Raw genomic sequence first — 26,223 nt, 5'->3', positions numbered from 1 at the left:
ACGCAAAGCTCTTTTTATCGTACCAAGTTCAGAACATCATAATTGTTATTGTGCTTTTTTAAGGCATCATTAACTATGATTAAAAAACCATGAAAAGCTAAAAAAATAATAATTCCATTTTCTTAAAAACCTCTAAAAATCAAAAAAACAGACAAAATAAAATCCAAGTTATTTAATCATTTATTATTTTTGCTATATATCCTTCACTTTCAAAGTAAAGATAAAATTTTACATTCATTCCCTTTACTAGGGGGTACTTATCTGAAACTATAACGTGCTCTTTTTTAAGAGTTATCTCAGAATTAAAAATATTCATTTTTAATGAATTATCGGTAATGTCAATTATTGAAGCAGATATGATCTTATTATAATTTGTTATGGAAAGAACAAAAAGATGGGCAAGACTCTTATTAACGTCATCACTTAACCATTGGGAAAAAATTGCCTGAAGGAGCACTTCAATTGAAATGTTCAATTCATGAGAAATACTTAAATACCTGTCGTGATAGTTAATAGTATTATTATTCATTACAGCATTTTGGAGGGTCTCATGATCAATTTGTAAATGTGCTGAAATATTTTCTATTTCATTATAAAGGGTTTCCCATACGAGAATTTCTGGCGGCAGTGGTTTTCTTCCAGGCAAGGCTGCTACATAAACATCTCTACCTATATATTTGAATATTTTTTTTTGTTGATCGGCATCAAAAACACCTATAAAACTTATAGGAATCTTTCTTAGTGGTTCATAATGTGAGATTATTTTTTCTATATTAGAATCACATCTAATAGGTAGTACTTTATGATTTTTTAAAAAGGAAGGGGAAAGTTTTGATAAAAGAAAAGTCAAGAAATCTGCCGAAAAAACATCTTCAACAAAAATAACACCGTCAAGCTGTGGCGTTAATCCTAAAGCCGTAAGGTATTTTTCTCTGTATCTAGGCTCAACTAAATGAGTTATATCAGAAGGTCTTTTCAGTAAAACTTTAGTATTATCAAGGCTAATTCTTGACAATATATGTTCAGAATGCGTAGACAACATTATCCAGAGTTTATTAATATCTGCTTGCTCGGCTATTTTATCCATTAGATAGGACTGTGTATTGGCAGATATAAAATTCTCAGGCTCTTCGATAAAAACAATAGAATTTCTTTCACAACTACGAATAAACCATAATATATAAAAAACCGAAAACTCCCCCATTCCCATATCAACATTTGAATATTTTATTCCACTGCTTAATTCTATTTCGAAATATGGGAAGGTATAATCGTCTTCAATAGCACCTGTAACCTCTCGAAAAACAACTTTTTTATATTGTTTACCAATTATTCTTTCTATTTGAGTTTTTATCCTTTCATCATTAAAAGCTATGTTTTCTCCTTCGCCTTCAATGATTTCATGGAAATTTTTAGTATTTCGTATATATTCTAATATCCGAGAGCATTCTTGACTTGGCTCTAAATAAAATACCTTATCAAACTGATGAGCAGTTTTTTTATTAAAACTTAAGGGGGCATCATCATGTTTTAAGTTTATTATAAAATCATAATCACCAAATCTATTTTCGGGCATAGATTTCTTGTGATTTTTAATTGCATTAAAAACAAACTTCAACAATGTGGTTTTACCAACACCATTCTTACCACATATTGCTGTTATTGCACTCTGAGGTGTTATTTTTATATTTTCGAATCCAGACATATTTTCAATTGAAATATCTAATATTCTTGTTTTATATTTTTCAATATCATTAACATGCCGCCAAACGTCAGCCACTTTTGCATTACGCATTTATCACCTTCCATTTATCAGAAAGATTCTCTATGAACTCTTTAATATCAAATTCATTTGAATTTATTCTTTTCGCGAGGTTTTGAAGATCATTAACCTCCTCAATGCTAAATAATTCAAAATTCGACTTAAATATCGAAAAATTAATTATTATATCTCTGATAATAATTGATGCAGTAGTCATGACTCTTGAGGAAGATCTCTCTATATATATTAATAGCAATTCTTTTAAACTATTATCTTTTGACTCAAAAAAATTGCTGATTTCTAATGGTATTTGCTCATTGTTCTTTACTGCATTCTTAGCCCTTTCCAGATTGAAAAAACCTTGAAAAAGATCATGTTTAGAAGAAGAGAATTTATCCATATTCTCTGCAATGAAATATATCCAATTAAGAGATGAAGCTTTAGTTAGATTTATTTCATAACCGTAGCGTTCAAGTTCAACTCTAATTTCAGAGAGTGTTATTATTGCAAATTTAATTTTATTAATAACATTAAAATCAAACCCAGACTCATCCCTGAATCTGTAATTTAATATCTTATCATTTAACGTCGCCCGTAGAGAATGCTGTTCTAATAAATAGCCAACCCTTGCAATGAGATCATTATAGGCCAGCCTAGAGTTAGTAAAACCTAATAATTCTTTATTAACACCCTTCAGAACCATTAAATCAACGAAATCAGATGTCTGACTACGTAGTTCTCCATACAAGGAATTTCGCTGTTCAGATGAGGTTAATTTTACCGACTGGTTTAACCTATGGAATATTTCTCCAGGCTCCCCAGCAGTGTAATCCATCATTTCATAAATAATAAAGCGATATGTATTAAAATCTCGCTTAACATCTTCATTTAGATTTTTATATTTCCTCCCATGTAAAGCACATATTTCATCATCTAAAGGCTGTATATTTCCATCGATAGAGAATTTGTTATTAATAAAATCTCGTATCGCGGTTAAACGTTGCTGACCGTCAAGAACTTCAAACGTGGAATCATCCACTTTGACTAAATGAATCGGCGGAATAGGCCATTTTCGGAGTATTGTATCAATCAGCATTTTTTTCTTTGTAGAAGACCAAACCTCTCCACGCTGGAAATCAGGTCGAGTATTAATTTCTCCGGAATTTATATCATTAAATAAATTTATTACCTTGTCTTTCCTATCTTCTATTTTCATAATAGCTGTCCATTTTAATTAGTCTATATGTAGAATATCTTACACCCGATAAAATCCAATAAGCTACTATAAATAAAAATCACTATTTGAATGGTACAACCCAAACCCCAAAAAGGCTATGTAACAGAGGAGTTAAAGATTCAATATCAAATTTTCTTCTAAATAGCTGTTCCGAATAGTAGATCACTTTGTAACTATAGGTGATTATTTTGCTACTCATCACTACCACTCCTGATCCTTGATATAAAAGGTTTCCGGGGCGGGAAGCTGACTATCCCTTGTGCCCCAAGGCTTGTGTAGGGTAAAGCGGTATTAGGAACAGCTATTTAGATTAACATTTACTCGTTAAGTTGAGAAGATGGCTGTAGCGGCCCACTGGCTTAGCTTCCAGCTAATACAAAGTGGGACCTGTTTAAAGTAAAAGTTGGCTGCATTACTGATTATTAATCTCAGTTTTTTTCCCAAAATCAAACGGACTCACCCCTTTCTCCCGATTTGCATCCAGATAATCTGCCCACCACTGGATCATCAGTCTGCGCTCATCTAAGTGCTCGGCTTTATGGATATAAGCCGCACGCACAGAGTTACGCTCCTGATGGCTCATCTGTCGTTCTACTGCATCCCTCGACCACAATCCCGACTCAATCAATGAACTACAAGCCATCGTCCTGAAGCCATGCCCACAAACCTCGACCTTCGTGTCATACCCCATAACACGCAGGGCTTTGTTTACCGTGTTTTCACTCATTGGTTTGCGTGGGTCGTGATCACCGATAAAGATCAGTTCACGGTTTCCACTCATGCTTTTGATCTTTTCCAGAATGGCGAGAGCCTGGCGGGATAAGGGGACAAGATGGGGAGTGCGCATTTTTGAACCTCGGTGCGAATGCTTAACACCTTCCAGTGGTTCACGTTCTCCAGGGATGGTCCACATGGCGGTTTCAAAATCCACTTCTGACCAACGGGCAAAGCGTAATTCACTGGAACGGATAAAGACCAATAAAGTCAATTCTACCGCTAGCCGAGTGAGTGGCCTGCCACTGTAGTAATCGATGCGATGAAGTAACTCTGAAACGCGGTTTAACTCAAGTGCAGCACGGTGCTTTCTTTTACCGGTAGCAACAGCGCCCGCCATCTCCTGCGCGGGGTTGTAATCAATTAAACCGCTTTGTACTGCATAGCGCATTATTGCTGTGGTTCGTTGTTGCAGGCGGGAAGCCACCTCAAGACGTCCAGACATCTCCACGGCTTTAATGGGAGGTAAAAGATCACGGGTTCCGAGGTCTGTGATATTCCGATTGCCTATGGCTTGAAAGAGATTGTCCTCTAAGCTTTTGAGCACTCGAGCACTGTGAGCTTCTGACCATTGACGATTACTGGCATGCCACTCTCTGGCTACCACTTCAAAAGTTATCGCTTCTTGCTCCTGCTCTACCTTAACGGCTTTCTTGCTTTCACTTGGGTCCACACCGTTAGCTAACAGCTTACGAGCTTCGTCACGCCGTGCCCTGGCATCAGCCAACGATATTTCAGGGTACTTCCCCAGCGCCAGCATCTTCTCTTTACCACCAAAGCGATAGCGTAGCCGCCAGTATTTCGAGCCGTTAGGGTGAACCAGTAATACCATGCCTTCGCCGTCGGTAAGTTTATAGGCTTTTGCTTCAGGCTTGGCTGTACGAACCTTCACATCACTCAGAGCCATGTTGAGTATCCTTTCAAGGGTTCTGCGTGGGTACAAACATTATCGAACCGGGATATACCCGCAATTGTACCCACATCAGTAAGTTGATGTAGATTGAATCAGGTTGACTTATGTTGAGTGAAAAAGCGAGAAGAGCCTTGCGGGGACTGGATTTTAGACATAAAAAAAGACCTCAGTTGAGGTCTATTTACATACTAATGGTGCCGAAGGCCGGAATCGAACCGGCATGCCTCGCGGCGGTTGATTTTGAGTCAACTGCGTCTACCGATTTCGCCACTTCGGCACTGAAGTAGTATGCGGAGAACGAGGTGAATTATACCTAGCAATGATCCGCATGCAACTGTTATCCCACCAAGTTTAGTCTAAGTGTCGAAAAAAACGCCATCAACGCCGTTTTAGCAGCAAATAAACACTGATTAGGAGGAAAAGTATACTCGGTAACAGCGCACCGATGACCGGTGGAATGCTGTAAACCAAACTAAGTGGGCCAAAAATCTGATCCAGTACGTAGAAAACAAAGCCGAAGAAGATACCGGTAACCACCCGAACACCCATCGGTACACTACGTAATGGGCCAAAAATAAATGACAACGCCATTAGCATCATTACCGCGACTGAGAATGGTGCGAATATCTTGCCCCACATGTTCAACTCGTAACGGCTCGATTCCTGCCCACTTTGCCGCAGGTACTTACTGTAATCGTATAAACCACGAATGGAGAGCGAGTCGGGATTCATCGCAACCACCCCCAGTTTCTCTGGGGTCAGATTGGTCTTCCACTCGCCAGTCAAGGTCTGAGAGCCAGTCACTTGCTTAGGATTGGTAAGATCAGATTCATCAACCTGCGATAAACGCCAAATATTGTCGTCATAAGTGGCTGTTGCGGCGTAACGCACTGAAAGCAGGCGATCTTGTTTATCAAAATGATAAATGTTAACCCCGGTCAGTTCATTGTCACCCGATACCCGCTGGATATAGATAAAGTCAGAACCGTCTTTCGCCCACAGACCCGATTGCGTTGATAAGAGTGAACCACCATACATCTGCTGAGCGCGGAAATTACGCGCCATCTGCTCACCTTGAGGCGCAACCCACTCGCCGATCGCCATTGTCAACAATACCAGCGGAATCGCGGTTTTCATCACCGACGCGGCAATTTGCATGCGGGTAAAACCTGATGCCTGCATCACCACCAGTTCACTGCGAGTCGCTAATGACCCAAGACCCAGCAATGCGCCTAATAGCGCCGCCATCGGGAAAAAGATCTCAATATCCTTAGGGATACTCAGTAGAGTGTACATGCCAGCGGAAACTGCTGAGTAGTCACCCTGCCCGACTTTACGTAGCTGATCGACAAACTTGATGATGCCAGAGAGCGATACCAGCATGAATAACGTCATCAAAATGGTATTGAGGATAGTCCGTCCGATATAACGGTCTAATACACCAAACATCAGGCAGCACCTCTCAATCGCGCACGTAACTTACGAGCCGGCAGGCCATCCCACAGGTTCAATACCACCGCAACCGCCAGATATGCACCGTTTACGGTCCACATCCAGACAAGTGGGTCCAGCTTGCCGTTACCTGCATTAGAGCGCAGGGAGCTTTGTAACAGGAAGAAAATCAAATACAGCAACATTGCCGGCAACATGCTCAGCACTCGCCCCTGACGTGGATTGACAACACTCAGTGGCACCACCAACAACGCCATGATAATCACCGATACAATCAGTGTCAGACGCCAATGAAACTCTGCGCGGGCATCGGGTTCATTTGCACGCCATAGCTGTTTCATAGTCATCTGTTCAGCCACATTGTTGTTTTGTTGCACTTCCTGATGGCCGATTATTGCTTGGTAATCAACAAAATCAGTGATGCGGAAATCGCGCAACAACGCGGTGCCTTCATAGCGGGTACCTTTGTTTAAAATAACCACTTGTGAGCCATCTGGTCGTTCGGTCATATGGCCGCTATCTGCTACAACCACAGAGGGGCGTTGGTTACCGTTTGGCCGCAATTGTGCCAAAAATACACGGTTAAACTCTTTGCCTGTCACATTACCGATAAATAAGGCTGAATTGCCATCGGTTGAAGACTTAAACTGCCCACCGGCCAAAGCGGCCAAACTTGGGTTAGCGCGGGCGTCGTTCAATACTTCATCTTGATGTTTAGAAGACCACGGACCAAGCCAGATGGTATTAACCGCCGCCAGAGCAGAAGTCACCAGCGCCAGAATCAATGCAGCCATTATGAGGGATTTTTTGCCCATGCCGCAGGCATGCATCACGGTGATTTCACTCTCCGTGTACAATTTGCCCAACGTCATCAGCAGGCCAAGGAATAAGCTCAATGGCAGGATAAGTTGTGCCATTTCCGGCACACCGAGCCCTAAAAGGGATAAAACCAGGTTTGTCGGTATTTCACCATCGACCGCAGCGCCTAATATCCGTACTAACTTCTGACTAAAGAAGATTAATAGCAGGATGAACAGAATCGCAATTTGGCTCTTAAGTGTTTCCCGTACCAGATATCTAATGATGATCACGCTAATACGCCTGTGAAAACTTGTCTTTTTGCAGGAAAATCGATAGTTTCATCGTTAATCCGCCATTTATTCTCATCATATGGCAACCTTCACAGCTAAAATAGTATTACAGCATCTAGCGTTTAGGTGTCCTATAGGAACATGCTTATAGTCGCCAAAACAAAACAACTTATGCCGTTAAGGTTAACACACGTCGTTAACACAACGGAGAGAGATCGTTGCGGAGCGCTACATTCTAGCGGTAGCTTCCGCCTTTGTCTTTAAGATTCAGGAGAGTGCATGGAGTTCAGTGTAAAGAGCGGCAGCCCGGAAAAACAGCGCAGTGCCTGTATTGTAGTCGGCGTTTTCGAACCTCGTCGTCTATCTCCAATTGCCGAACAACTCGACAAAATTAGTGATGGCTACATCAGCGCTTTATTGCGCCGTGGTGAACTTGAAGGCAAAGTCGGGCAGACGCTGTTACTGCACCATGTGCCGAATATTCTCTCCGAGCGCATCTTGTTAATTGGTTGTGGTAAAGAGCGTGAGCTTGATGAACGCCAGTACAAGCAAGTGATCCAGAAGACCATCAATACCCTTAATGACACCGGTTCAATGGAGGCAGTCTGCTTCCTGACTGAACTGCATGTTAAAGGCCGCAATACTTATTGGAAGGTGCGTCAGGCGGTAGAAACAGCCAAAGAAACGCTTTACACCTTCGATCAACTTAAAAGTAATAAAACCGAGCCTCGCCGCCCGTTGCGTAAAATGGTGTTCAATGTGCCAACCCGCCGCGAATTGACCAGCGGTGAGCGCGCAATACAGCACGGTCTGGCTGTGGCATCTGGTATCAAAGCCGCTAAAGACTTGGGCAATATGCCACCCAACATCTGTAACGCCGCGTATCTGGCGTCTCAGGCGCGCCAACTGGCCGATGCGTTTAGCACCAATATCATTACTCGCGTCATTGGTGAGCAGCAGATGAAAGAGCTGGGAATGCACTCTTATCTGGCTGTTGGCCATGGTTCGCAGAATGAATCATTAATGTCGGTGATAGAATATAAGGGTAATCCGAACCCTGACGCTAAGCCAATTGTGCTGGTAGGCAAGGGGCTGACCTTCGACTCTGGTGGTATTTCCATCAAACCGGCCGAAGGCATGGACGAGATGAAATACGACATGTGCGGTGCAGCAACCGTTTATGGCGTGATGCGGGTGGTGGCTGAGCTGCAATTGCCGTTGAACGTAATTGGTGTATTGGCGGGTTGTGAGAATATGCCGGGTGGCCGTGCTTATCGCCCTGGTGATATTCTAACCACCATGTCAGGCCAAACAGTCGAAGTGTTGAATACCGATGCTGAAGGCCGTTTGGTACTGTGCGATGCGCTGACCTACGTTGAGCGTTTTGATCCAGAACTGGTGATTGATATCGCTACACTGACCGGCGCGTGTGTGGTGGCATTAGGGCACCACATTACCGGTTTGATGTCGAATCATAATCCATTAGCTCATGAGCTGATTGGGGCGTCCGAACAAGCCGGTGACCGTGCATGGCGCTTGCCGCTGGGTGATGAATACGCCGAGCAACTGGACTCCAATTTTGCCGATATGGCAAATATTGGCGGCCGTGCTGGTGGAGCCATTACCGCAGGCTGCTTCTTGTCGCGCTTTACCCGTAAATATAGCTGGGCGCATCTGGATATCGCCGGCACTGCATGGCGTTCAGGCAAGAACAAAGGTGCAACAGGCCGTCCGGTAGCGTTGTTGTCTCAGTTCCTGCTAAATCGTGCAGGACTAAACGGCGACGATTAATCGTTTGATGTATTCCATTTGATATACACCCAAGCTCATTGGGGTTGCAGGTAGGCGGCAAACGAACTCATCCCGATGAGCTTACATCAGTAAGTGATTCGGGTGAGTGAGTGCAACCAACACCCCTGCGGCGTCAAGGACGAAGAGTGCTGAGAACCTATGAAAAACGCCACCTTCTACCTGCTCGAACACGACACGCCCGCCGGTGAACTACGTGCTCATGAGGCGTTGGCCTGCGAAGTTGCAGCTGTCCATTGGCGGGCGGGCAAACGGGTGCTAATCGCCTGTGAAAGTCAGGAACAGGCTCAGCGGCTGGATGAAGCCCTGTGGCAACGAGCACCAGACCAATTTGTGCCACACAATCTGGCCGGTGAAGGGCCAAAATATGGCGCGCCAGTCGAACTTGCCTGGCCGGAACGGCGCGGTAATTCACCCCGCGACCTGCTTATCAGCCTGCTGCCAGAGTTCGCAGGTTTTGCCACCGCTTTCCATGAAGTGGTAGACTTCGTCCCTTACGAAGAAAATTTGAAACAGTTGGCGCGCGACCGATATAAGTCTTATCGCAGCGTCGGCTTCCACTTGACTACGGCAACGCCGCCAACTAATTGAAATAAAAAGAAAATGGAAAACACACCTTCTAATATCGACAAAACTGAGCCGTCCCTCGATAAAACATACAGCCCGCAAGAAATCGAACAGCCGCTGTATGAACACTGGGAAAAACAGGGCTATTTCAAACCGAACGGCGATACCAGTAAAGAAAGCTATTGCATCATGATCCCGCCGCCAAACGTAACCGGCAGCCTGCATATGGGCCATGCTTTCCAGCAGACGATTATGGATACCTTGATTCGCTACCAGCGCATGCAGGGGAAAAATACCCTCTGGCAGGCGGGTACCGACCATGCCGGTATCGCAACCCAAATGGTGGTTGAGCGTAAGATTGCCGCAGAAGAAGGCAAAACCCGCCACGATTATGGCCGCGATGCGTTTATCGATAAAATCTGGCAGTGGAAAGGCGAGTCAGGCGGCACCATCACTCGCCAGATGCGCCGTCTGGGTAACTCTGTGGATTGGGAACGTGAGCGTTTCACCATGGACGATGGCCTGTCTAATGCAGTTAAAGAAGTGTTTGTTCGCCTGCACAAAGAAGATCTGATTTACCGTGGCAAACGCCTGGTGAATTGGGATCCAAAACTGCGCACCGCTATTTCTGATCTGGAAGTAGAAAACCGCGAATCCAAAGGTTCCATGTGGCATCTGCGTTATCCGCTAGCCGATGGTGCCAAAACCGCCGAAGGTAAAGATTATCTGGTGGTCGCCACCACTCGCCCGGAAACCGTATTGGGTGATACCGGTGTTGCAGTGAATCCGGAAGATCCGCGCTATAAAGATCTGATTGGTAAAGAAGTTTACCTGCCGTTAGTTGGCCGCCGTATTCCGATCCTCGGTGACGAACATGCCGATATGGAAAAAGGCACTGGTTGCGTGAAAATCACCCCAGCGCACGATTTTAATGACTATGAAGTAGGTAAACGTCACGCCCTGCCGATGATCAACATTCTGACTTTCGACGGTGATATCCGTGCTGAAGCTGAAGTGTTTGATACTAACGGTGAAGCTACCGATGCTTGCAGCGGTGTAATCCCAGAACAATTCCAGGGTCTGGAACGTTTTGCTGCCCGTAAAGCTGTCGTCGCTGAATTTGATAAACTTGGCCTGCTGGAAGAGGTTAAACCGCACGACCTGACGGTGCCTTATGGCGACCGTGGCGGCGTGGTTATCGAGCCGATGCTGACCGACCAATGGTATGTACGCACGGCACCGCTGGCTAAAGTTGCCATTGAAGCGGTAGAAAACGGTGAAATTCAGTTCGTGCCTAAGCAGTACGAAAACATGTATTACTCATGGATGCGCGACATTCAGGATTGGTGTATCTCTCGCCAACTGTGGTGGGGCCACCGTATTCCGGCCTGGTATGACGAGCAAGGTAAAGTGTACGTCGGCCGCGATGAAGCTGAAGTGCGCCGCGAAAACAATCTGGGCGCAGACGTGGCATTGCGTCAAGACGAAGACGTGCTGGATACCTGGTTCTCATCCGGTCTGTGGACATTCTCCACATTGGGCTGGCCTGAGCAAACCGATGCCTTGAAAACCTTCCACCCGACCAGTGTTGTGGTCAGTGGTTTCGACATTATTTTCTTCTGGATTGCCCGCATGATCATGATGACCATGCACTTTATGAAAGATGAAAATGGTAAACCGCAGGTGCCGTTTAAGACCGTCTATATGACCGGTCTTATTCGCGATGACGAAGGGCAGAAAATGTCCAAGTCGAAAGGTAACGTCATCGACCCACTGGATATGGTTGACGGTATTTCACTGGAAGAGTTGCTGGAAAAACGTACCGGTAACATGATGCAGCCACAGTTGGCGGAAAAAATCCGCAAGCGCACCGAGAAACAGTTCCCGAACGGTATTGAACCGCACGGCACTGATGCCCTGCGCTTTACGCTGGCAGCGCTGGCCTCTACCGGCCGTGATATCAACTGGGACATGAAACGCCTGGAAGGCTATCGTAACTTCTGTAATAAGCTGTGGAATGCTAGCCGTTTCGTGCTGATGAATACTGAAGGACAAGATTGCGGGCAGAACGGCGGCGAAATGGTGCTATCACTGGCTGACCGCTGGATTCTGGCGGAATTCAATCAGACCATCAAAGCCTACCGTGAAGCGATGGATACTTACCGCTTCGATCTAGCGGCGGGTATTTTGTATGAGTTTACCTGGAACCAGTTCTGTGACTGGTATCTGGAGCTGACCAAGCCGGTGATGAACAGTGGTTCTGATGCTGAACTGCGCGGTACCCGTCATACCCTGATTGAGGTGCTGGAAGCATTGCTGCGCCTGGCGCATCCAATCATTCCTTACATCACTGAAACTATCTGGCAGCGGGTTAAAACCCTGAAAGGCATTACAGCAGATACCATTATGCTACAACCTTTCCCAGAATATGATGCCAGCCAGGTAGATGAGAAAGCCCTGAGTGATTTGGAGTGGATCAAGCAAACCATCATTGCGGTGCGTAATATCCGTGCAGAGATGAACATCGCGCCAGGTAAGCCGCTGGAAGTCATACTGCGTGGAGCCAGTGCTGAAGCTCAGCGCCGTGTGTTGGAAAACCAGAGTTTCATCCAGTCGCTGGCACGCTTGTCCTCTCTCACTCTGCTCGCTGATGGTGATAAAGGCCCGGTGTCGGTGACCAAACTGGTTGAAGGCGCAGAAGTGCTGATTCCAATGGCGGGCTTGATCGATAAAGCTACTGAGCTGGATCGTTTGGCTAAGGAAGTCGCAAAACTGGAAGCCGAGATTGAGCGTATCGAAAGCAAACTGGGTAACGAAGGCTTTGTGGCGCGCGCGCCTGAAGCGGTAGTTGCCAAAGAGCGTGAAAGAATGGCGGCCTGTGCTGAAGCCAAACAAAAGTTAATTGAACAGCAGGCAGTCATCGCTGCTCTGTAATTAACCCGAGTCCCGACAGCCTGATAAGAACAGCGAGCTAATTATTTAGCCGCTGTTTTTTTTATCATTACATTCATTCAGTGTCATACCATAAATAATCCGAGTTGTAGGAAGACGGCAAGCGAGAGACAAATCGGTCGGGAACCGATTTGAACAGCATTTATGCTAGCTCGCAGGATGAGCCTCATTCATCCCGATGAGCTTACTGGTAGTAAGTGATTCGGGTTATTGAGTGCAACCAACGCACATACAGCTTGAAGTATGACGGGTATAGATGGTATTACAGATTATTACTATGTTATTACCCATTGGTTTATAGAGTAATACGCCATGACCACTGCCACACCGATCCGTCTGCTGGTGCGCCCTATCACCGTCGCAGACAATCTCGCTATCGCCAATGTTATCCGTGATGTTTCGGCTGAATTCGGCTTGACCGCAGATAAAGGCTATACCGTATCTGATCCTAATCTGGATCACTTGTTTGAGCTATATAGTCAGCCACGTAGCGCTTATTGGGTGATCGAGGTCGACGGTAATATCGCTGGCGGCGGCGGCGTAGCACCGTTGTCAGGTGGCGAAGCCGATCTGTGTGAATTGCAGAAAATGTATTTCCTGCCCATATTACGCGGTAAAGGTTTGGCAAAACAGTTAGCGTTACAAGCGTTGGCGTTTGCTCGTCAGCAGGGTTTTGGTCGCTGCTATCTGGAAACCACTGCCAGCCTGACCAGCGCCATTGGCTTATATGAGAAACTGGGTTTTGAGCATATTGACTGTTCGATGGGCAATACCGGCCATGTGGACTGCGAAGTGACGATGCTAAAAAAACTGTGATTATTCAGGGCGCATCAAGCGCCCTGATAGTATTAGCTGGAAAATGCCGCTAACGCGGCTATAGCGCCAAGAGCAAAGGGGATTCCTCAAAGTCATTGGCACTACAGCAAGACAGCAAACGAGCAAATCCCGATGAGCTGACTCAAGTCAGTGATTCGGGTGAGTAAGAGCCACTAACACCGCTATAGCATCAAGCACCAAGGCAATTACCCAAAGTCATTGGCGCTATAGCAAGGCAGCAAACGAGCAAATCCCGATGAGCTGACTCAAGTCAGTGATTCGGGTGAGTGAGTGCAGCTAACACCGCTATAGCGTCAAGGACGAAGGGTAATTTAGTGGCGCTTACCGTCGTCGTCTTCGTCCACCAACTCTTCACCGTCGAAATCACCGTCTTCGTCATCTTCGGCGTTCGGGTCTTCGTAGTAGGTGCCCCAACCATCGTAGTTAACGCCACAGGTTTCGGCCAGTGCAATCAGTTGTTCAACCTGTGCATCAATGATTTCAGCATTTAGTGCAACTTCACTGATCACGTCACAACACATCACTAATGAGCCATCTTCCACTTCCAGCTCTTCAGCATCTGTCACTTCATAACCCAGCTTGAATGCTTCAACGGCAGCCTTCTCCAACACGTCGAACTTCTCAGCGGAAAGGTGATGTTCAATGGTGTATAGCGCATCTGGGTCACTGCCATCGTCTAGCAGTTCTTCGATGATCAGGCGGGTCTCGTCACGTTGTTCGTCCAGCATTTCGCGGTTTGCCATGCCTTTATCCTCAGTCAATGGGCTTTGTATGATGCTATTTTCCCACACCCACGCTAATGCCTCCACTATAAACGAGAAAGATTTATTGATTAGGGTTGTAATTGAATATTTATACGTATAAATTGAATTTAAATTCACATTGAAGTTCAATTAATCCCCCCAATAATTGGTGTTGTAGCCAGACAGCAAATATGAAGGGCAAATGGAGATGAACAGATGAGTCAGTTCTATAAACGTCACTTTCTAAGGTTACTGGATTTTACCCCCACCGAGATTACGGCCCTGCTGGACCTAGCTGCTGAACTCAAGCAAGCCAAGAAATCAGGCTGTGAGCAGCAAAAATTAGCAGGTAAGAATATCGCGCTCATCTTCGAAAAAGACTCAACTCGTACCCGATGCTCTTTCGAAGTTGCCGCATATGATCAAGGTGCTCGCGTGACTTACCTCGGCCCAGGTGGGAGCCAAATTGGGCATAAAGAATCAATTAAAGATACCGCCAGAGTGCTAGGCCGCATGTATGACGGTATCCAATATCGCGGTCACGGGCAACAAATCGTTGAAACGTTGGCCGAATTTGCCGGCGTCCCGGTATGGAATGGTCTGACAAATGAATTCCATCCAACCCAGCTACTGGCTGATTTGCTGACCATGCAAGAACATTTGCCGGGTAAGGCGCTGAGTGAAATGAAATTTGCCTATCTTGGAGATGCACGTAACAACATGGGTAACACCATGCTGGAGGCGGCGGCGCTGGTCGGGATGGATCTACGCCTGGTTGCACCAAAAGCATGTTGGCCAGAGGCCAGTCTGGTGGCGGCTTGTCGGGCGCAGGCACAGAAAACGGGCGGAAAAATAACACTGACAGAAGATATTGCCGAAGGGGTAAAAGGCGCTGATTTCCTGTACACCGATGTTTGGGTGTCAATGGGTGAGCCGAAAGAGGTGTGGCAAGAACGTGTTGCCTTACTGAAACCTTATCAGGTCAATATGGAGGTGGTAAAACTCACTGGTAACCCGCAGGTCAAATTCCTGCACTGCCTGCCTGCGTTCCACGATGACCAAACTACCGTGGGCAAACAAATGGCCGAACAGTATGATTTGCCGGGGGGAATGGAGGTTACCGAAGAGGTGTTTGAATCTGCTCACAGCATCGTATTTGATCAAGCAGAAAACCGCCTGCATACCATCAAAGCAGTGATGGTCGCGACATTGGGTCAAGACTAAACATAACAGGGCCGATCATCTGATGTGTCGGCTTTTAATTATTTTCACATCTAATCAATAAGCGTTATTGGCGCAGGCAGATTGAGTGCGGACAGCGCGCAGCCAACGGAGCATACACGGAGTATGTGACGGCGGCGAGCACTGCCCGAAGTTCAAGCTGACAAGTGAAATAGCTTATTTTACAGATATCTTCACAACAGCTTTACGCACATTAGCCGGTTCCCCCACCGCACACAGTGGTTTATGCACTTCACCTGGGTAGAACACCACAAAATCACCGGTCTGCATGACAAACTGCTTCTCATCAACACCCGCCGGTAAAAAAGCGATGTCTTTGTCCGCTAACCAGTCAGTGTCCGGCTTACCGGCAGGCTGATTACTGAACGTCATCCCCTCGACGCCCGCCAAAACAATCTGAATATCCAGATACTTAGCGTGATATTCCGCACGGCGATTTTCCAGATAATCCGTGCAGTCATTGGAGATCAATACGAATAGATTATTACCATCAATATCATGCTTACCCAATGGGGTTTCTGCGGTGATATGGCTCTTCACATACTCAATAGCTTCTTTTAATTGTGCAGGCAGATAAGGCAACAATTCCAAATGATGAATATTTCCGGTAATCATGGCTTTCCCTTTCGTGTAAATAAAATGAAATAACGTTTCATTATAACCAGTTCACTGTTCATTTAGTGGGAAGTGTTTAACATTTATTAATCTGGAATAAAGATTGTGCTGCTGCTGGGCGAATTAATAATCATTACGTTTTTGTAATATTTTTTTATCACTAATTGTTATAACAAATAACTGTTGAGACTTTGACCACAGACAGTAAAGCCATTATCGTGAGAAACTGCGATGAAATAGTCGAAAAAACAATAATTTCCTAGCGATGTTAACTATCTATACTTGCTATTAACGCGAAAAACATTCGTGGTTGTAGCCCATTTCGGGGAGTCACAATGAAAGCTAAAATTCTGTCATTATTGGTTTTGACAGCACTATCTGGCGGTGCATTGGCAGCAACGCCACCAGATACTCTGGTCGTAGTACAATCCCTGGATGATATCGTCAGCCTTGATCCGGCTGAAAGTAATGAACTGTCGAGTATTCAAACGGTTCCAAGTCTCTACCAGCGGCTGGTACAGGCTGATCGTGATGATCCGGCAAAAGTGGTGCCGATCCTTGCTGAAAGTTGGCAAGGTGATGCCGCAGCCAAAACCCTTACCGTGAAATTACGTCCGCAGGCTGAATTTGCTTCTGGTAATCCAGTGCAGGCCGATGACGTGATTTACTCCTTTACCCGTGCGATAAAAATGAACCGTTCACCGGCTTTCATCCTTAACGTAATGGGCTGGGATGCTAGCAACATCGATCAACATCTGAAAAAGATTGATAACAAGACCGTTCAACTGAGCTGGAGCGCTGATGTCAGCCCAGCGGTTGCTCTGAATATCTTATCAACCCCAATCGCCTCAATTGTTGATAAGAAAGCCGTCACCGCCAATGTTAAAGAAAACGACTATGGTAATGCCTGGCTGAAAATGCATTCCGCCGGTAGTGGTCCGTTCAAAATGCGGGTATATCAGCCGCACCAAGCCATCGTGCTGGATGCCAACCCGACATCTCCGGGTGATAAGCCGCTGATTAAAAATATCATTATCAAAAACGTACCGGACCCAAGTGCCCGCCGCCTGCTTATTCAGCAGGGTGATGCCGATATTGCCCGTGAATTGGGACCAGATCAGACCGCCGCGCTGAAAACACAAGCTGGCGTTAAGGTGGTTGAGATCCCTTCAGCGGAACAAAACTATTTGGTATTCAACACCGCCAATCCTGCTAACCCACTATTGAGCAAACCTGAATTTTGGCTCGCTTCACGCTATTTGGTTGATTATGAAGGAATTACCAAAGATCTGCTGAAAGGCCAATATTTCGTGCATCAAAGTTTCCTGCCGGTCGGTTTACCAGGTGCTCTCGAAAGCAATCCATTCACCTTTGATCCGGCTAAAGCTAAAGAGATTTTGGCCAAAGCAGGCATTAAAGATGCCACATTGACACTGGATGTTGAGAACAAACCTCCGTTTATCACTATCGCTCAGTCGTTACAGGCAAGCTTTGCCCAAGGTGGCGTGAAACTGGTGTTACTGCCAGCAGCAGGCAGCCAAGTATATGGTCGAGTCCGCGCTAAACAACATCAGTCGGCTATCCGCTTGTGGATCCCGGATTACTTTGATGCGCACTCCAATGCCAGCGCCTTTGCCTATAACGACGGCAAGAGCAGCACTGTTGCCGGTTTAAACGGTTGGGTTATTCCTGAGCTGAATAAACAAACACTGGCCGCCGTCGCAGAAGCCGATCCGGCGAAACGCACTGCGCTCTATACCCAGTTGCAACAAGAGCTGCAACAGAACTCGCCTTATATCTTTATTGATCAAGCCAAAGCACAAGTTGTGCTGCGCGATAACGTAAAAGGCTACCAGCAAGGTCTGAATGCGGATATGGTCTATTATGACCGTGTCAGCAAATAGCCTATTCCCTGCGTACTTGAAGTTGCAGGGTTGTTAGCTGCGTGAACTTACCCGAATCACTTACCAGTGTAAGCTCATCGGGGCTCGTTCACTTGCCGCCTACCTGTAACGCCAAGTTCTTGGGCATAGCTGGTTGATATATTGATAAATTTATTTGTGAAATAGTGAGTTGCTAGTCGATGTCTGTAGCACTAAATAATACGCCGGGAACCCAATCCCGGCGTCGTCTTTGGGGGTTTTTACAGGGTTTATTTACCCTGGCCCTGACCTTATTCGGTCTGCTGGTAATTACCTTTTTCCTGTCGGCGCTGTCGCCGGTAGATAGGGTATTACAAATCGTGGGGGACCACGCCAGTGAGGCTACCTATCAGCAAGTTAAACACCAACTTGGGCTGGATCAGCCATTAGCCGTACAGTTCTGGCACTATTTGGTGCGGCTGCTGCATGGTGATCTGGGGACTGCCAGTGCCAGCGGCCAACCGGTGTTACAGGATCTGCTGACAGTTTTCCCTGCCTCGTTAGAATTGGCCACCTTGTCATTAGTGATTGGCGCAGCACTGGGGGTTATCCTCGGCTTGTTGTGCGCCCGCTGGGCAGGCAGCAAGCTGGATGCCACGATTCGCTTTATCACCCTGCTGGGTAACTCGGTACCTATATTTTGGCTTGGCCTGCTGATGTTGCTGTTGTTTTATGCGCGCCTGCAATGGAGCCCAGGCCCCGGCCGCCTTGACGATATTTATCAATATACTGTGGAAGCGAAGACGGGGTTTGCGCTGATCGACACCTGGCGCTCCGATGATGCTGGTGCCTTTAGTAATGCCATCGCCCATTTAATTTTGCCGGTTTCCCTGCTTTCTTATTATGCCCTAGCCAGTATCACCCGCCTGACCCGCTCAGCCTGTCTGAGCGAGTTGAATAAAGAGTACATTACATTGGCGCGAGCGAAAGGCGCGGGCGAAATGCGAATTCTGCTGATGCATGTACTACCCAATATCCGTGGCACATTACTGACCGTGATTGCGCTGGCCTATACCAGTATGTTGGAAGGCGCGGTGTTAACCGAAACCGTTTTTGCCTGGCCGGGTATTGGCCGTTACCTGACCAGCGCACTATTTGCTGGCGATACCACCGCGATTATGGGCGGGACACTGCTGCTAGGTATCTGCTTTATTTTGATTAACAATGTGACGGATCTGCTGGTCCGCCTGCTGGATCCGAGAACGCGTTGATATGTCGATGATAACCTTCTGCCACGCGCTAAAGCGTTCCCCCTCCACCAGCATTGGGCTGTTTATTCTCTCCTCGCTGGTGATCATTGCGATTTTCGCTCCGTGGTTAGCGCCACAAGATCCCAACTGGCAAAACGCAGCCGACCGTTTATTACCGCCAGGTGCACACCACTGGCTCGGTACTGATAGTTATGGCCGCGATATGCTGTCGCGCCTGATTTACGGCACCCGCCCAACCTTAGGGCTGGTACTGCTGGTTACCGTGATCACGCTACCATTGGGGTTGCTGGTCGGCGTGCTGTCCGGCTATTACGGTGGCTGGCTCGAACGCATTTTGATGCGCATCACTGATGTAGTGATGTCGATGCCACGGCTGATTCTGGCCTTTGCCTTCGTGGCGATGCTCGGCCCCGGTTTGATTAACGGTGCATTGGCATTGGCGCTGACTACCTGGCCGGCCTATGCCCGTCAGGCCAGAGCCGAGATCCAATTATTGCGCAAAAGTGATTATCTGGCCGCCGCTGAAATGATGGGAATTAAAGGTCTTCGGCTGTTGTGGGGCCATATTTTACCCATGTGTCTCCCCTCGGCGGTGGTGCGTCTGGCGCTGGATTTAGCTGGCATTATTTTGGCCGCTGCCGGGTTAGGTTTCCTCGGGCTAGGAGCCAGACCGCCCATGTCCGAATGGGGATCAATGGTTGCCGACGGAATGCAGGTTATCTTCGATCAATGGTGGATCGCCGCGATTCCGGGCTGCGCCATTTTGCTCAGCAGCATGGCTTTTAATCTGTTAGGCGATGGCCTGCGCGATATTTTGGACCCTCACCATGACTGATAAAATTTTCGCCGTTGAAGGCTTGAGTGTCGACTTTAAACAACAGCGGGTGGTGGATAATATCTCCTTCCAGCTCGGCCATGAGCGCGTAGCACTGGTCGGTGAATCCGGTTCCGGTAAATCCATTACTGCCAGAGCTCTGATGGGGTTAGTTCGCTCACCGGGCAAAGTCAGCGCCAAAAAGCTGAGTTATTACTCTGACAATACCGATGAACAAGGAAATCCCGGTAAGATCGTCAAACACGATTTGACATCCCTTAAGCCGAAACAGTGGGGGGCGTTACGTGGCAGTGAAATTGCTATGGTGCTGCAAGATCCCCGCTACGCACTGAATCCGGTGCGAACCGTGGGTAAGCAAATTGAAGAATCCCTGCTGTTACATAATGCTCTTTCAGGGGCCGATGCTCATGAACGAGTATTAAATGCACTGGCCGCCGTCGGGCTGAATGAAGGTGCTTACCACAGCTATCCTGGTCAACTCTCCGGCGGAATGGGCCAGAGGGCAATGTTAGCTATAGCGTTGGTGAATAACCCACGAGTATTAATTGCCGACGAACCAACATCAGCCTTGGATGCCAAACTGCGTAATCAAATTCTTGAATTGATTGTTGAACAAACCGAGCAGCGCAATATGAGTTTACTGTTAATAAGCCACGATTTGCCGTTGGTCGCTGAGCATTGCCATCGCGTGCTGGTGATGTATCAAGGGAAACTGGTCGATCAAGGGGCGGCGGCAGATTTGCCTTATTCAACTCATCCTTATACCCATACGTTATGGGCTTGCCGCCCGAATGCCGGTACCTATGGCACTGACTTGCCAGTATTAGATCGCAGCGCTGATTTCTCTGGAGGTTCCCATGGCACTGATTGAAGTCAATAATCTCCGGGTCAGTTTTCCGCAGAGAAATCAGGTGAAAACCGCAGTTGAATCAGTAAGCTTTGCGGTTGAAGCGGGTGAAACCTTCAGCCTGATCGGCGCATCCGGTTGTGGTAAATCTACAGTATTACGTACTTTGGCCGGTCTACAGCGAGAATGGCAAGGAGAGATAACCTTGCTGGGTACGCCGTTACGGCCAGGGCAACGTTTCACCGGCCAACTGCGTAAAGATGTGCAGATGGTGTTTCAAGACCCCTATGCCTCGCTGCACCCTCAGCATAATATTCAACGCACATTGGGTGAGCCATTACAGATTCACGGTGAAAAGAATATCCAGCAGCGAATTGTAAGTGCATTAGAGCAAGTAGGTCTGCCTGCTTCTGCCGCCCAGCGTTACCCTCATCAGTTCTCTGGCGGCCAGCGCCAACGCATTGCTATTGCCCGCGCCTTGCTGCTGCGCCCTAAACTGTTGTTGTTGGATGAACCTACTTCAGCATTAGATATGTCGGTTCAGGCGGAAATCCTCAATTTGCTCAATCACTTGAAACGCGAACATGGCATGACGTATTTATTGGTCAGCCACGACAGCGATGTGGTGGCCCATATGTCTGAACGTGCGGCCCTGATGGAGAGCGGGAAGATAGTAAGAGAGTTTGCCCGGCGGGATTTAGAGCTGGCTGAGCATTTTATGGGATAGCGTTTTGCCGTTCACTCGTGGGTTAAGTTTTGGTTTATAGAATAGATCGGATCACTGATTCGGTGCTCGGATTCGGTTGTTATAACTTTACGGCTAACCTAACCTTAGTCGCCTCAACCGCCAAAGGGGGCGGGCGCGCCCCCTTGTGGAATCCCGCGCTTGCGCAAAATATTGTGGCTTCGCCATGCCCTCCGGCCGCTTGCAGGCTAATCGAACCGGGGCCGACTCGCTCCCAGCTCGACAGCCCCTTTCGCCGCGTCCATGCGGCTCATTCGGCCTGCAATCTTTGTCGGCAATATTCCTGATTGCGCCCAACGTCAAAATCAAAACCTTTTCTTTAGGTTTTGATGTTTAAAAGCACATTTGAGCCGCCGAGTGAAGAGAGTAGGCAAGGCAACCCGCCAAGGACGGCGGGTTGAGGCGTCATGAGCAGGGACGCGAATAAAGCCATCCGTTAGCCGGAACGATGATTGAGGGTACCTGCGCAGCAGGCCAGCGATACGTGCGCAAGCGCGGATTGTTAAGGCCCACGCTTATGGGCCTTAACTCGGTTGAGGTGGCGGAAATGAATTGAGCACTGAACGATTATCAACCGAAATAATGATTCGATCTACTCTAACAACCAAATCCGAGCACCGAATCACCAAATCACCAAATCACCAAATCAACCAAAATAATGAACCAGATCACTTACCACTAGAACGAGTGGCTAAAACCCCTTAATCAACCCCACCACACCCTGAACATAATGATCTAAAGCATCTTCAGACATCTCATTTGCCCCCTGCACCAAAAACGGTGGTAAATAATCCATTCCGGTTAGGTTCGCCATGGCATGGAAGGGCAATAACAGATCTAACGCCGGATAACGGTTATATCCCTGTGGCGTATAATCCTGAGCCTTCCCTCCAGTGGAGACCACCAACTGCAACGGCTTACCCTGTAGCTTATTGCCACCACTGCCGTAGGCAAAACCATGGGTTAATACCGCATCCTGCCATTCACTTAAAATAGCCGGTGAGCTGTACCAGTAAAACGGAAACATCATCACAATCACATCATGTGACTTCAACAACTCCTGTTCTCGCGCCACATCTATCTGAAAATCAGGGTATTCACGCATCAATTCATGCACCGTGACATTCGCTAATGGGCGGATGGCCTCTATCAACCGACGGTTAATACGAGACTCATCCGGGTGACGATGGGATGTTAAGACTAAAATAGCGGGCATAGCACTTCTCCAACCAGTTTGATAAACCTATTTTTTCATTTTCCGGCTGGTCGGTGTAGGCTGCTATCAGTCACATTAATTTCAACTAAAGGTATCAACCACTATGTCGCTGCCTCTGGATATTCATCGTTTACTGCCCGCTTTTCTCACCGCAGCTCAGAGTGACAACTTCTCCACCGCAGCCAGGCAGCTAGGTATCACACCTGCTGCGGTCAGCAAGAATATTCGTGTACTGGAAGAAAAACTGGCGCTACGTCTGTTTCAGCGCAATACCCACAGCGTGGTGCTAACGGATGAAGGCAAAACATTATTGGCACGAGTGGCACCACTGTGGCAGGCACTTTCCAACACTCTGGATACGGTACGTAATGATGAGCAACAACCCAGTGGTACGGTGCGGGTCAGTGTCATTCCCGGCTTTGGCCGCCAACTGTTGATGCCACTTATTCCAAAATTTATGGCGCGTTATCCGCAGATTGATTTGGATCTTTCACTGGAGGCCAGAGTGGTGAATTTGGTCGGAGAAGGATTTGATGTCGGCATCGGCACTCGCATCGATCCCGATAGCCGCTTGATTGCTCGTCAGTTTTACCCAATGCAAATGCTGCTGGCGGCATCCCCTGCTTATCTGGCCCGCAATGGTTCACCCGCCAACCCACAGGATCTCTATCAACATCAGTGTTTAATACACCGTAATCCATCAAATGGCCGGAGAGTAAAATGGCAATTGCAGCAGAATAATGAGGTTCAATCCTTAGAGTTATCAGGTCGTTTGATCTCTTCCCAGCCGGATATGCTGCTACATGCCGCATTAGCGGATATGGGGATCACCTATGTGGCACAGTGGCATGCAGCGCCACACTTTGCCGATGGCAGCCTTATGCCGGTATTGGTGAGTTACTGGCCCGCCCCGACCCCAGTATGGCTTTATTATGCTTCTGCCGATTTACCACCCAGAGTCCGTGTTTGGGTTGATTTCCTGTTAAAACATTTCGGCCCACATCACGCTTTATCCGCACAATAAGTCACATAAAAATATCGTTTTTGTGACGCACTGAGCAGGGAATAGACCTAACGTCGATTTCCTTGTTCTAAGTCAAATTAGTTGACTGTCACTTCTGCCATTACCCATATATAGTGGTTGTAGGAATTCAAACATCTATATGTAGTAGTTATCCACAAAACCATCCACACCTCCCTCGCAGCCCTTACCCGCTGCGGCTTGCCTTGTGGATAAGATTTCTTGTAGATAATTATTACCGGCTACAGGAGCAGGCATTGTGAAAACAGTAGTGATTAAACGGGACGGTTGTCAGGTACCTTTTGATGAGGTGCGGATCAAGGAAGCCGTCGAGCGCGCAGCCTTGGCTGTTGACGTTGTGGACGCAGATTATTGTGCAACTGTTGCCCGTGTGGTCGCTCAGACGATGGAAAACCAGCCTAAAGTTGATATCCGCGACATCCAAACTGCGGTAGAAAACCAACTGATGGCCGGTCAATACAAGCAGTTAGCCCGCGCCTATATTGAATATCGCCATGACCGGGATATCTCGCGGGAGCTGCGTGGTCGCCTGAATCAGGAAATCCGTGGATTGGTTGAGCAAAGTAACAAAGCGCTGCTTAACGAAAATGCCAATAAAGATAGTAAAGTGATCCCCACCCAGCGCGATCTGCTGGCCGGTATTGTGGCGAAACACTATGCCAAACAGCATATCTTGCCACGGGATGTGGTGTTAGCGCATGAACGTGGTGAAATCCACTATCACGATTTGGATTACGCGCCCTTCTTCCCAATGTTCAACTGTATGTTGATTGATCTCGATGGCATGCTAACCCAAGGCTTTAAAATGGGTAATGCGGAAATTGAACCACCGAAATCCATTTCTACCGCCACCGCAGTGACCGCACAGATTATCGCGCAGGTTGCCAGCCATATCTATGGTGGTACAACCATTAACCGTATCGATGAAATTCTGGCCCCGTTTGTCACTGAAAGTTTTAACAAACATAAATCTGTGGCTCAAGAATGGCAAATTCCTGATGCCGCCGGTTATGCCATGTCGCGCACCGAGAAAGAGTGTTACGACGCCTTCCAGTCGCTGGAATATGAAGTTAACACCCTCCACACCGCCAATGGTCAGACCCCCTTTGTCACTTTCGGTTTTGGCTTAGGCACCAGTTGGCAATCGCGCATGATCCAGCAGGCCATTCTGCGTAACCGTATTGCCGGTTTGGGCAAAAATCGCAAAACCGCGGTATTCCCGAAACTGGTGTTTGCTATCCGTGACGGTCTTAATCACAAGTTTGGCGATGCCAATTACGATATCAAACAGCTGGCGCTGGAGTGTGCGACTAAACGCATGTACCCGGACATTCTAAATTACGACCAAGTAGTAAAAGTAACCGGTTCCTTTAAAACACCAATGGGTTGCCGCAGCTTCCTCGGAGTGTATGAAGAAGAGGGTAAACAGATCCACGATGGCCGTAATAACCTCGGGGTTATCAGTCTCAACCTGCCACGTATTGCGCTGGAAGCCAAAGGCGATGAAGCCCAGTTCTGGCAATTACTGGATGAACGCCTGCTGTTAGCCAAGAAAGCCCTGATGACCCGTATTGCCCGTCTGGAAGGGATTAAAGCCCGTGTGGCTCCGATTCTGTATATGGAAGGGGCTTGCGGCGTGCGCTTACAAGCCGACGACAACGTTTCTGAGATCTTTAAAAATGGCCGTGCATCCATCTCGCTGGGCTTTATCGGTATCCATGAAACGGTTAATGCGCTGTTTGGCCATCAGACCCATGTCTTTGATGACGAAAAATTGCGTGAAAAGGGCGTGGCTATCGTCGAACGGATGAGACAAGCAACAGACACCTGGAAAGATGAAACCGGCTACGCCTTCAGCTTGTACAGCACACCAAGTGAAAACCTGTGTGACCGTTTCTGCCGCCTTGATACCGCTGAATTTGGTGTGGTGGACGGCGTCACCGACAAAGGCTATTACACCAACAGCTTCCATCTGGATGTTGAGAAGAAAGTTAACCCATACGACAAACTGGACTTCGAAGCACCTTACCCACCATTGGCGAACGGTGGCTTCATTTGTTACGGCGAATACCCTAACTTGCAGCACAACCTCAGAGCGTTGGAAGATGTCTGGGACTACAGCTACAGTCGGGTGCCTTATTACGGTACTAACACGCCAATTGATGAGTGCTACGAATGTGGCTTCACCGGTGAATTCTCTTGTACCAGTAAAGGTTTTACCTGCCCGAAATGTGGCAATCATGAGCCATCGAAAGTCTCGGTAACCCGCAGAGTATGTGGCTATCTGGGGAGCCCGGATGCACGACCATTCAATGCCGGTAAGCAAGAAGAAGTGAAGCGGCGCGTGAAACATCTGGCGAATGGACAACTGGGCTAACCGCTTAATACGATATTACCCAAAGTAATTGGAG

20 protein-coding genes and 1 tRNA gene are annotated in these 26,223 nt (G+C 47.3%); 12 read left to right on the top strand and 9 right to left on the bottom strand.

From position 1 onward, the window contains the following. Window positions 1-172: 172 nt before the first annotated feature. The 6 genes from Q2T72_RS02850 to lptF form a co-directional block, all read right to left on the bottom strand. On the bottom strand, window positions 173-1,795 hold the full coding sequence (locus Q2T72_RS02850) for an ATP-dependent endonuclease (protein WP_372568598.1): 1,623 nt from the start codon (window positions 1,793-1,795) through the stop codon (window positions 173-175). Continuing rightward, window positions 1,788-2,978: a DUF262 domain-containing protein gene (locus tag Q2T72_RS02845; protein ID WP_372568597.1), complete on the bottom strand. Its 1,191-nt coding sequence runs from the start codon at window positions 2,976-2,978 to the stop codon at window positions 1,788-1,790. The genes Q2T72_RS02850 and Q2T72_RS02845 overlap by 8 nt, the downstream gene beginning before the upstream one ends. 433 nt (window positions 2,979-3,411) lie before the next feature. Continuing rightward, window positions 3,412-4,680 (bottom strand): tyrosine-type recombinase/integrase, encoded by a 1,269-nt coding sequence (locus Q2T72_RS02840; protein WP_372568596.1) that lies wholly within the window; start codon window positions 4,678-4,680, stop codon window positions 3,412-3,414. A gap of 198 nt (window positions 4,681-4,878) precedes the next feature. Continuing rightward, window positions 4,879-4,963: transfer RNA gene (locus Q2T72_RS02835), tRNA-Leu, on the bottom strand. A 101-nt stretch (window positions 4,964-5,064) separates the two neighbouring features. Further along, the gene (gene lptG, locus Q2T72_RS02830; RefSeq protein WP_083160821.1) at window positions 5,065-6,135 is read right to left on the bottom strand and encodes an LPS export ABC transporter permease LptG; all 1,071 of its coding nucleotides are present in this window, start codon (window positions 6,133-6,135) and stop codon (window positions 5,065-5,067) included. Continuing rightward, window positions 6,135-7,229, bottom strand: coding sequence for an LPS export ABC transporter permease LptF (gene lptF / locus Q2T72_RS02825; RefSeq protein WP_083160822.1), 1,095 nt, complete (start codon window positions 7,227-7,229; stop codon window positions 6,135-6,137). Before lptF ends, lptG begins: the two co-directional genes overlap by 1 nt. Before the next feature lie 279 nt (window positions 7,230-7,508). Here lptF and pepA point away from each other — a divergent pair, with 279 nt between their 5' ends. The 4 genes from pepA (at window position 7,509) to Q2T72_RS02805 (ending at window position 13,373) form a co-directional block, all read left to right on the top strand. Continuing rightward, entirely contained in the window at window positions 7,509-9,020 is a 1,512-nt protein-coding gene (gene pepA, locus Q2T72_RS02820) for a leucyl aminopeptidase (RefSeq protein WP_005186600.1), read from the top strand. A 159-nt stretch (window positions 9,021-9,179) separates the two neighbouring features. Next, window positions 9,180-9,629, top strand: a complete 450-nt coding sequence (locus tag Q2T72_RS02815) for a DNA polymerase III subunit chi (protein ID WP_004704882.1) — start codon at window positions 9,180-9,182, stop codon at window positions 9,627-9,629. Window positions 9,630-9,641: 12 nt separating this feature from the next. Next, window positions 9,642-12,539: a valine--tRNA ligase gene (locus Q2T72_RS02810; RefSeq protein ID WP_372568595.1), complete on the top strand. Its 2,898-nt coding sequence runs from the start codon at window positions 9,642-9,644 to the stop codon at window positions 12,537-12,539. A gap of 330 nt (window positions 12,540-12,869) precedes the next feature. Further along, window positions 12,870-13,373, top strand: a complete 504-nt coding sequence (locus Q2T72_RS02805; protein ID WP_005186590.1) for a GNAT family N-acetyltransferase — start codon at window positions 12,870-12,872, stop codon at window positions 13,371-13,373. Between the two features lie 332 nt (window positions 13,374-13,705). On the opposite strand, the gene rraB is transcribed toward Q2T72_RS02805, so the two are convergent. Beyond that, window positions 13,706-14,137, bottom strand: coding sequence for a ribonuclease E inhibitor RraB (rraB, locus tag Q2T72_RS02800; protein ID WP_083160826.1), 432 nt, complete (start codon window positions 14,135-14,137; stop codon window positions 13,706-13,708). 216 nt (window positions 14,138-14,353) lie between these two features. On the opposite strand from rraB, the gene argF reads away from it, so the two are divergent. Continuing rightward, entirely contained in the window at window positions 14,354-15,361 is a 1,008-nt protein-coding gene (gene argF / locus Q2T72_RS02795; RefSeq protein WP_083160828.1) for an ornithine carbamoyltransferase, read from the top strand. A gap of 174 nt (window positions 15,362-15,535) precedes the next feature. Here argF and Q2T72_RS02790 read toward each other — a convergent pair whose 3' ends face one another. After that, window positions 15,536-15,994, bottom strand: coding sequence for a YhcH/YjgK/YiaL family protein (locus Q2T72_RS02790; protein WP_083160830.1), 459 nt, complete (start codon window positions 15,992-15,994; stop codon window positions 15,536-15,538). Between the two features lie 335 nt (window positions 15,995-16,329). Between Q2T72_RS02790 and Q2T72_RS02785 the strand changes: the two genes are divergently transcribed. The 5 genes from Q2T72_RS02785 (at window position 16,330) to Q2T72_RS02765 (ending at window position 21,536) form a co-directional block, all read left to right on the top strand. Continuing rightward, on the top strand, window positions 16,330-17,898 hold the full coding sequence (locus Q2T72_RS02785) for an ABC transporter substrate-binding protein (RefSeq protein WP_372568594.1): 1,569 nt from the start codon (window positions 16,330-16,332) through the stop codon (window positions 17,896-17,898). A gap of 179 nt (window positions 17,899-18,077) precedes the next feature. Continuing rightward, on the top strand, window positions 18,078-19,127 hold the full coding sequence (locus Q2T72_RS02780; protein WP_083160834.1) for an ABC transporter permease: 1,050 nt from the start codon (window positions 18,078-18,080) through the stop codon (window positions 19,125-19,127). 1 nt (window position 19,128) lies between these two features. Further along, entirely contained in the window at window positions 19,129-19,962 is an 834-nt protein-coding gene (locus tag Q2T72_RS02775) for an ABC transporter permease (RefSeq protein WP_005186584.1), read from the top strand. Then, the gene (locus Q2T72_RS02770) at window positions 19,955-20,833 is read left to right on the top strand and encodes an ABC transporter ATP-binding protein (protein ID WP_372568593.1); all 879 of its coding nucleotides are present in this window, start codon (window positions 19,955-19,957) and stop codon (window positions 20,831-20,833) included. The genes Q2T72_RS02775 and Q2T72_RS02770 overlap by 8 nt, the downstream gene beginning before the upstream one ends. Next, entirely contained in the window at window positions 20,820-21,536 is a 717-nt protein-coding gene (locus Q2T72_RS02765) for an ABC transporter ATP-binding protein (protein WP_083160838.1), read from the top strand. The genes Q2T72_RS02770 and Q2T72_RS02765 overlap by 14 nt, the downstream gene beginning before the upstream one ends. Before the next feature lie 709 nt (window positions 21,537-22,245). Here the strand turns inward: Q2T72_RS02765 and Q2T72_RS02760 are convergent. Beyond that, window positions 22,246-22,770 (bottom strand): NAD(P)H-dependent oxidoreductase, encoded by a 525-nt coding sequence (locus Q2T72_RS02760; protein WP_372568592.1) that lies wholly within the window; start codon window positions 22,768-22,770, stop codon window positions 22,246-22,248. Window positions 22,771-22,873: 103 nt separating this feature from the next. Between Q2T72_RS02760 and Q2T72_RS02755 the strand changes: the two genes are divergently transcribed. Beyond that, on the top strand, window positions 22,874-23,794 hold the full coding sequence (locus tag Q2T72_RS02755; protein WP_083160842.1) for a LysR family transcriptional regulator: 921 nt from the start codon (window positions 22,874-22,876) through the stop codon (window positions 23,792-23,794). Between the two features lie 256 nt (window positions 23,795-24,050). Continuing rightward, the gene (gene nrdD, locus Q2T72_RS02750) at window positions 24,051-26,189 is read left to right on the top strand and encodes an anaerobic ribonucleoside-triphosphate reductase (RefSeq protein WP_372568591.1); all 2,139 of its coding nucleotides are present in this window, start codon (window positions 24,051-24,053) and stop codon (window positions 26,187-26,189) included. Window positions 26,190-26,223 lie beyond the last annotated feature (34 nt).

The sequence above is a fragment of the Yersinia sp. 2466 StPb PI genome, from assembly GCF_041538325.1.
Lineage (GTDB): Bacteria > Pseudomonadota > Gammaproteobacteria > Enterobacterales > Enterobacteriaceae > Yersinia > Yersinia enterocolitica_E.
Note: the sequence above shows the minus strand (reverse complement) of the source record. Positions and strands in the feature narration are given on the sequence as shown.

What these genes read in the sequence shown, in the direction of transcription:
- Q2T72_RS02815 (WP_004704882.1), top strand. Translation starts at nt 9,180, where the DNA reads ATGAAAAACGCCACCTTCTACCTGCTCGAACACGACACGCCCGCCGGT.
- lptG (WP_083160821.1), bottom strand. Translation starts at nt 6,135, where the DNA reads ATGTTTGGTGTATTAGACCGTTATATCGGACGGACTATCCTCAATACC.
- Q2T72_RS02785 (WP_372568594.1), top strand. Translation starts at nt 16,330, where the DNA reads ATGAAAGCTAAAATTCTGTCATTATTGGTTTTGACAGCACTATCTGGC.
- pepA (WP_005186600.1), top strand. Translation starts at nt 7,509, where the DNA reads ATGGAGTTCAGTGTAAAGAGCGGCAGCCCGGAAAAACAGCGCAGTGCC.
- Q2T72_RS02760 (WP_372568592.1), bottom strand. Translation starts at nt 22,770, where the DNA reads ATGCCCGCTATTTTAGTCTTAACATCCCATCGTCACCCGGATGAGTCT.
- Q2T72_RS02770 (WP_372568593.1), top strand. Translation starts at nt 19,955, where the DNA reads ATGACTGATAAAATTTTCGCCGTTGAAGGCTTGAGTGTCGACTTTAAA.
- Q2T72_RS02850 (WP_372568598.1), bottom strand. Translation starts at nt 1,795, where the DNA reads ATGCGTAATGCAAAAGTGGCTGACGTTTGGCGGCATGTTAATGATATT.
- Q2T72_RS02765 (WP_083160838.1), top strand. Translation starts at nt 20,820, where the DNA reads ATGGCACTGATTGAAGTCAATAATCTCCGGGTCAGTTTTCCGCAGAGA.
- Q2T72_RS02755 (WP_083160842.1), top strand. Translation starts at nt 22,874, where the DNA reads ATGTCGCTGCCTCTGGATATTCATCGTTTACTGCCCGCTTTTCTCACC.
- Q2T72_RS02810 (WP_372568595.1), top strand. Translation starts at nt 9,642, where the DNA reads ATGGAAAACACACCTTCTAATATCGACAAAACTGAGCCGTCCCTCGAT.
- argF (WP_083160828.1), top strand. Translation starts at nt 14,354, where the DNA reads ATGAGTCAGTTCTATAAACGTCACTTTCTAAGGTTACTGGATTTTACC.
- Q2T72_RS02775 (WP_005186584.1), top strand. Translation starts at nt 19,129, where the DNA reads ATGTCGATGATAACCTTCTGCCACGCGCTAAAGCGTTCCCCCTCCACC.
- Q2T72_RS02840 (WP_372568596.1), bottom strand. Translation starts at nt 4,680, where the DNA reads ATGGCTCTGAGTGATGTGAAGGTTCGTACAGCCAAGCCTGAAGCAAAA.
- Q2T72_RS02845 (WP_372568597.1), bottom strand. Translation starts at nt 2,978, where the DNA reads ATGAAAATAGAAGATAGGAAAGACAAGGTAATAAATTTATTTAATGAT.
- Q2T72_RS02790 (WP_083160830.1), bottom strand. Translation starts at nt 15,994, where the DNA reads ATGATTACCGGAAATATTCATCATTTGGAATTGTTGCCTTATCTGCCT.
- Q2T72_RS02780 (WP_083160834.1), top strand. Translation starts at nt 18,078, where the DNA reads ATGTCTGTAGCACTAAATAATACGCCGGGAACCCAATCCCGGCGTCGT.
- rraB (WP_083160826.1), bottom strand. Translation starts at nt 14,137, where the DNA reads ATGGCAAACCGCGAAATGCTGGACGAACAACGTGACGAGACCCGCCTG.
- Q2T72_RS02805 (WP_005186590.1), top strand. Translation starts at nt 12,870, where the DNA reads ATGACCACTGCCACACCGATCCGTCTGCTGGTGCGCCCTATCACCGTC.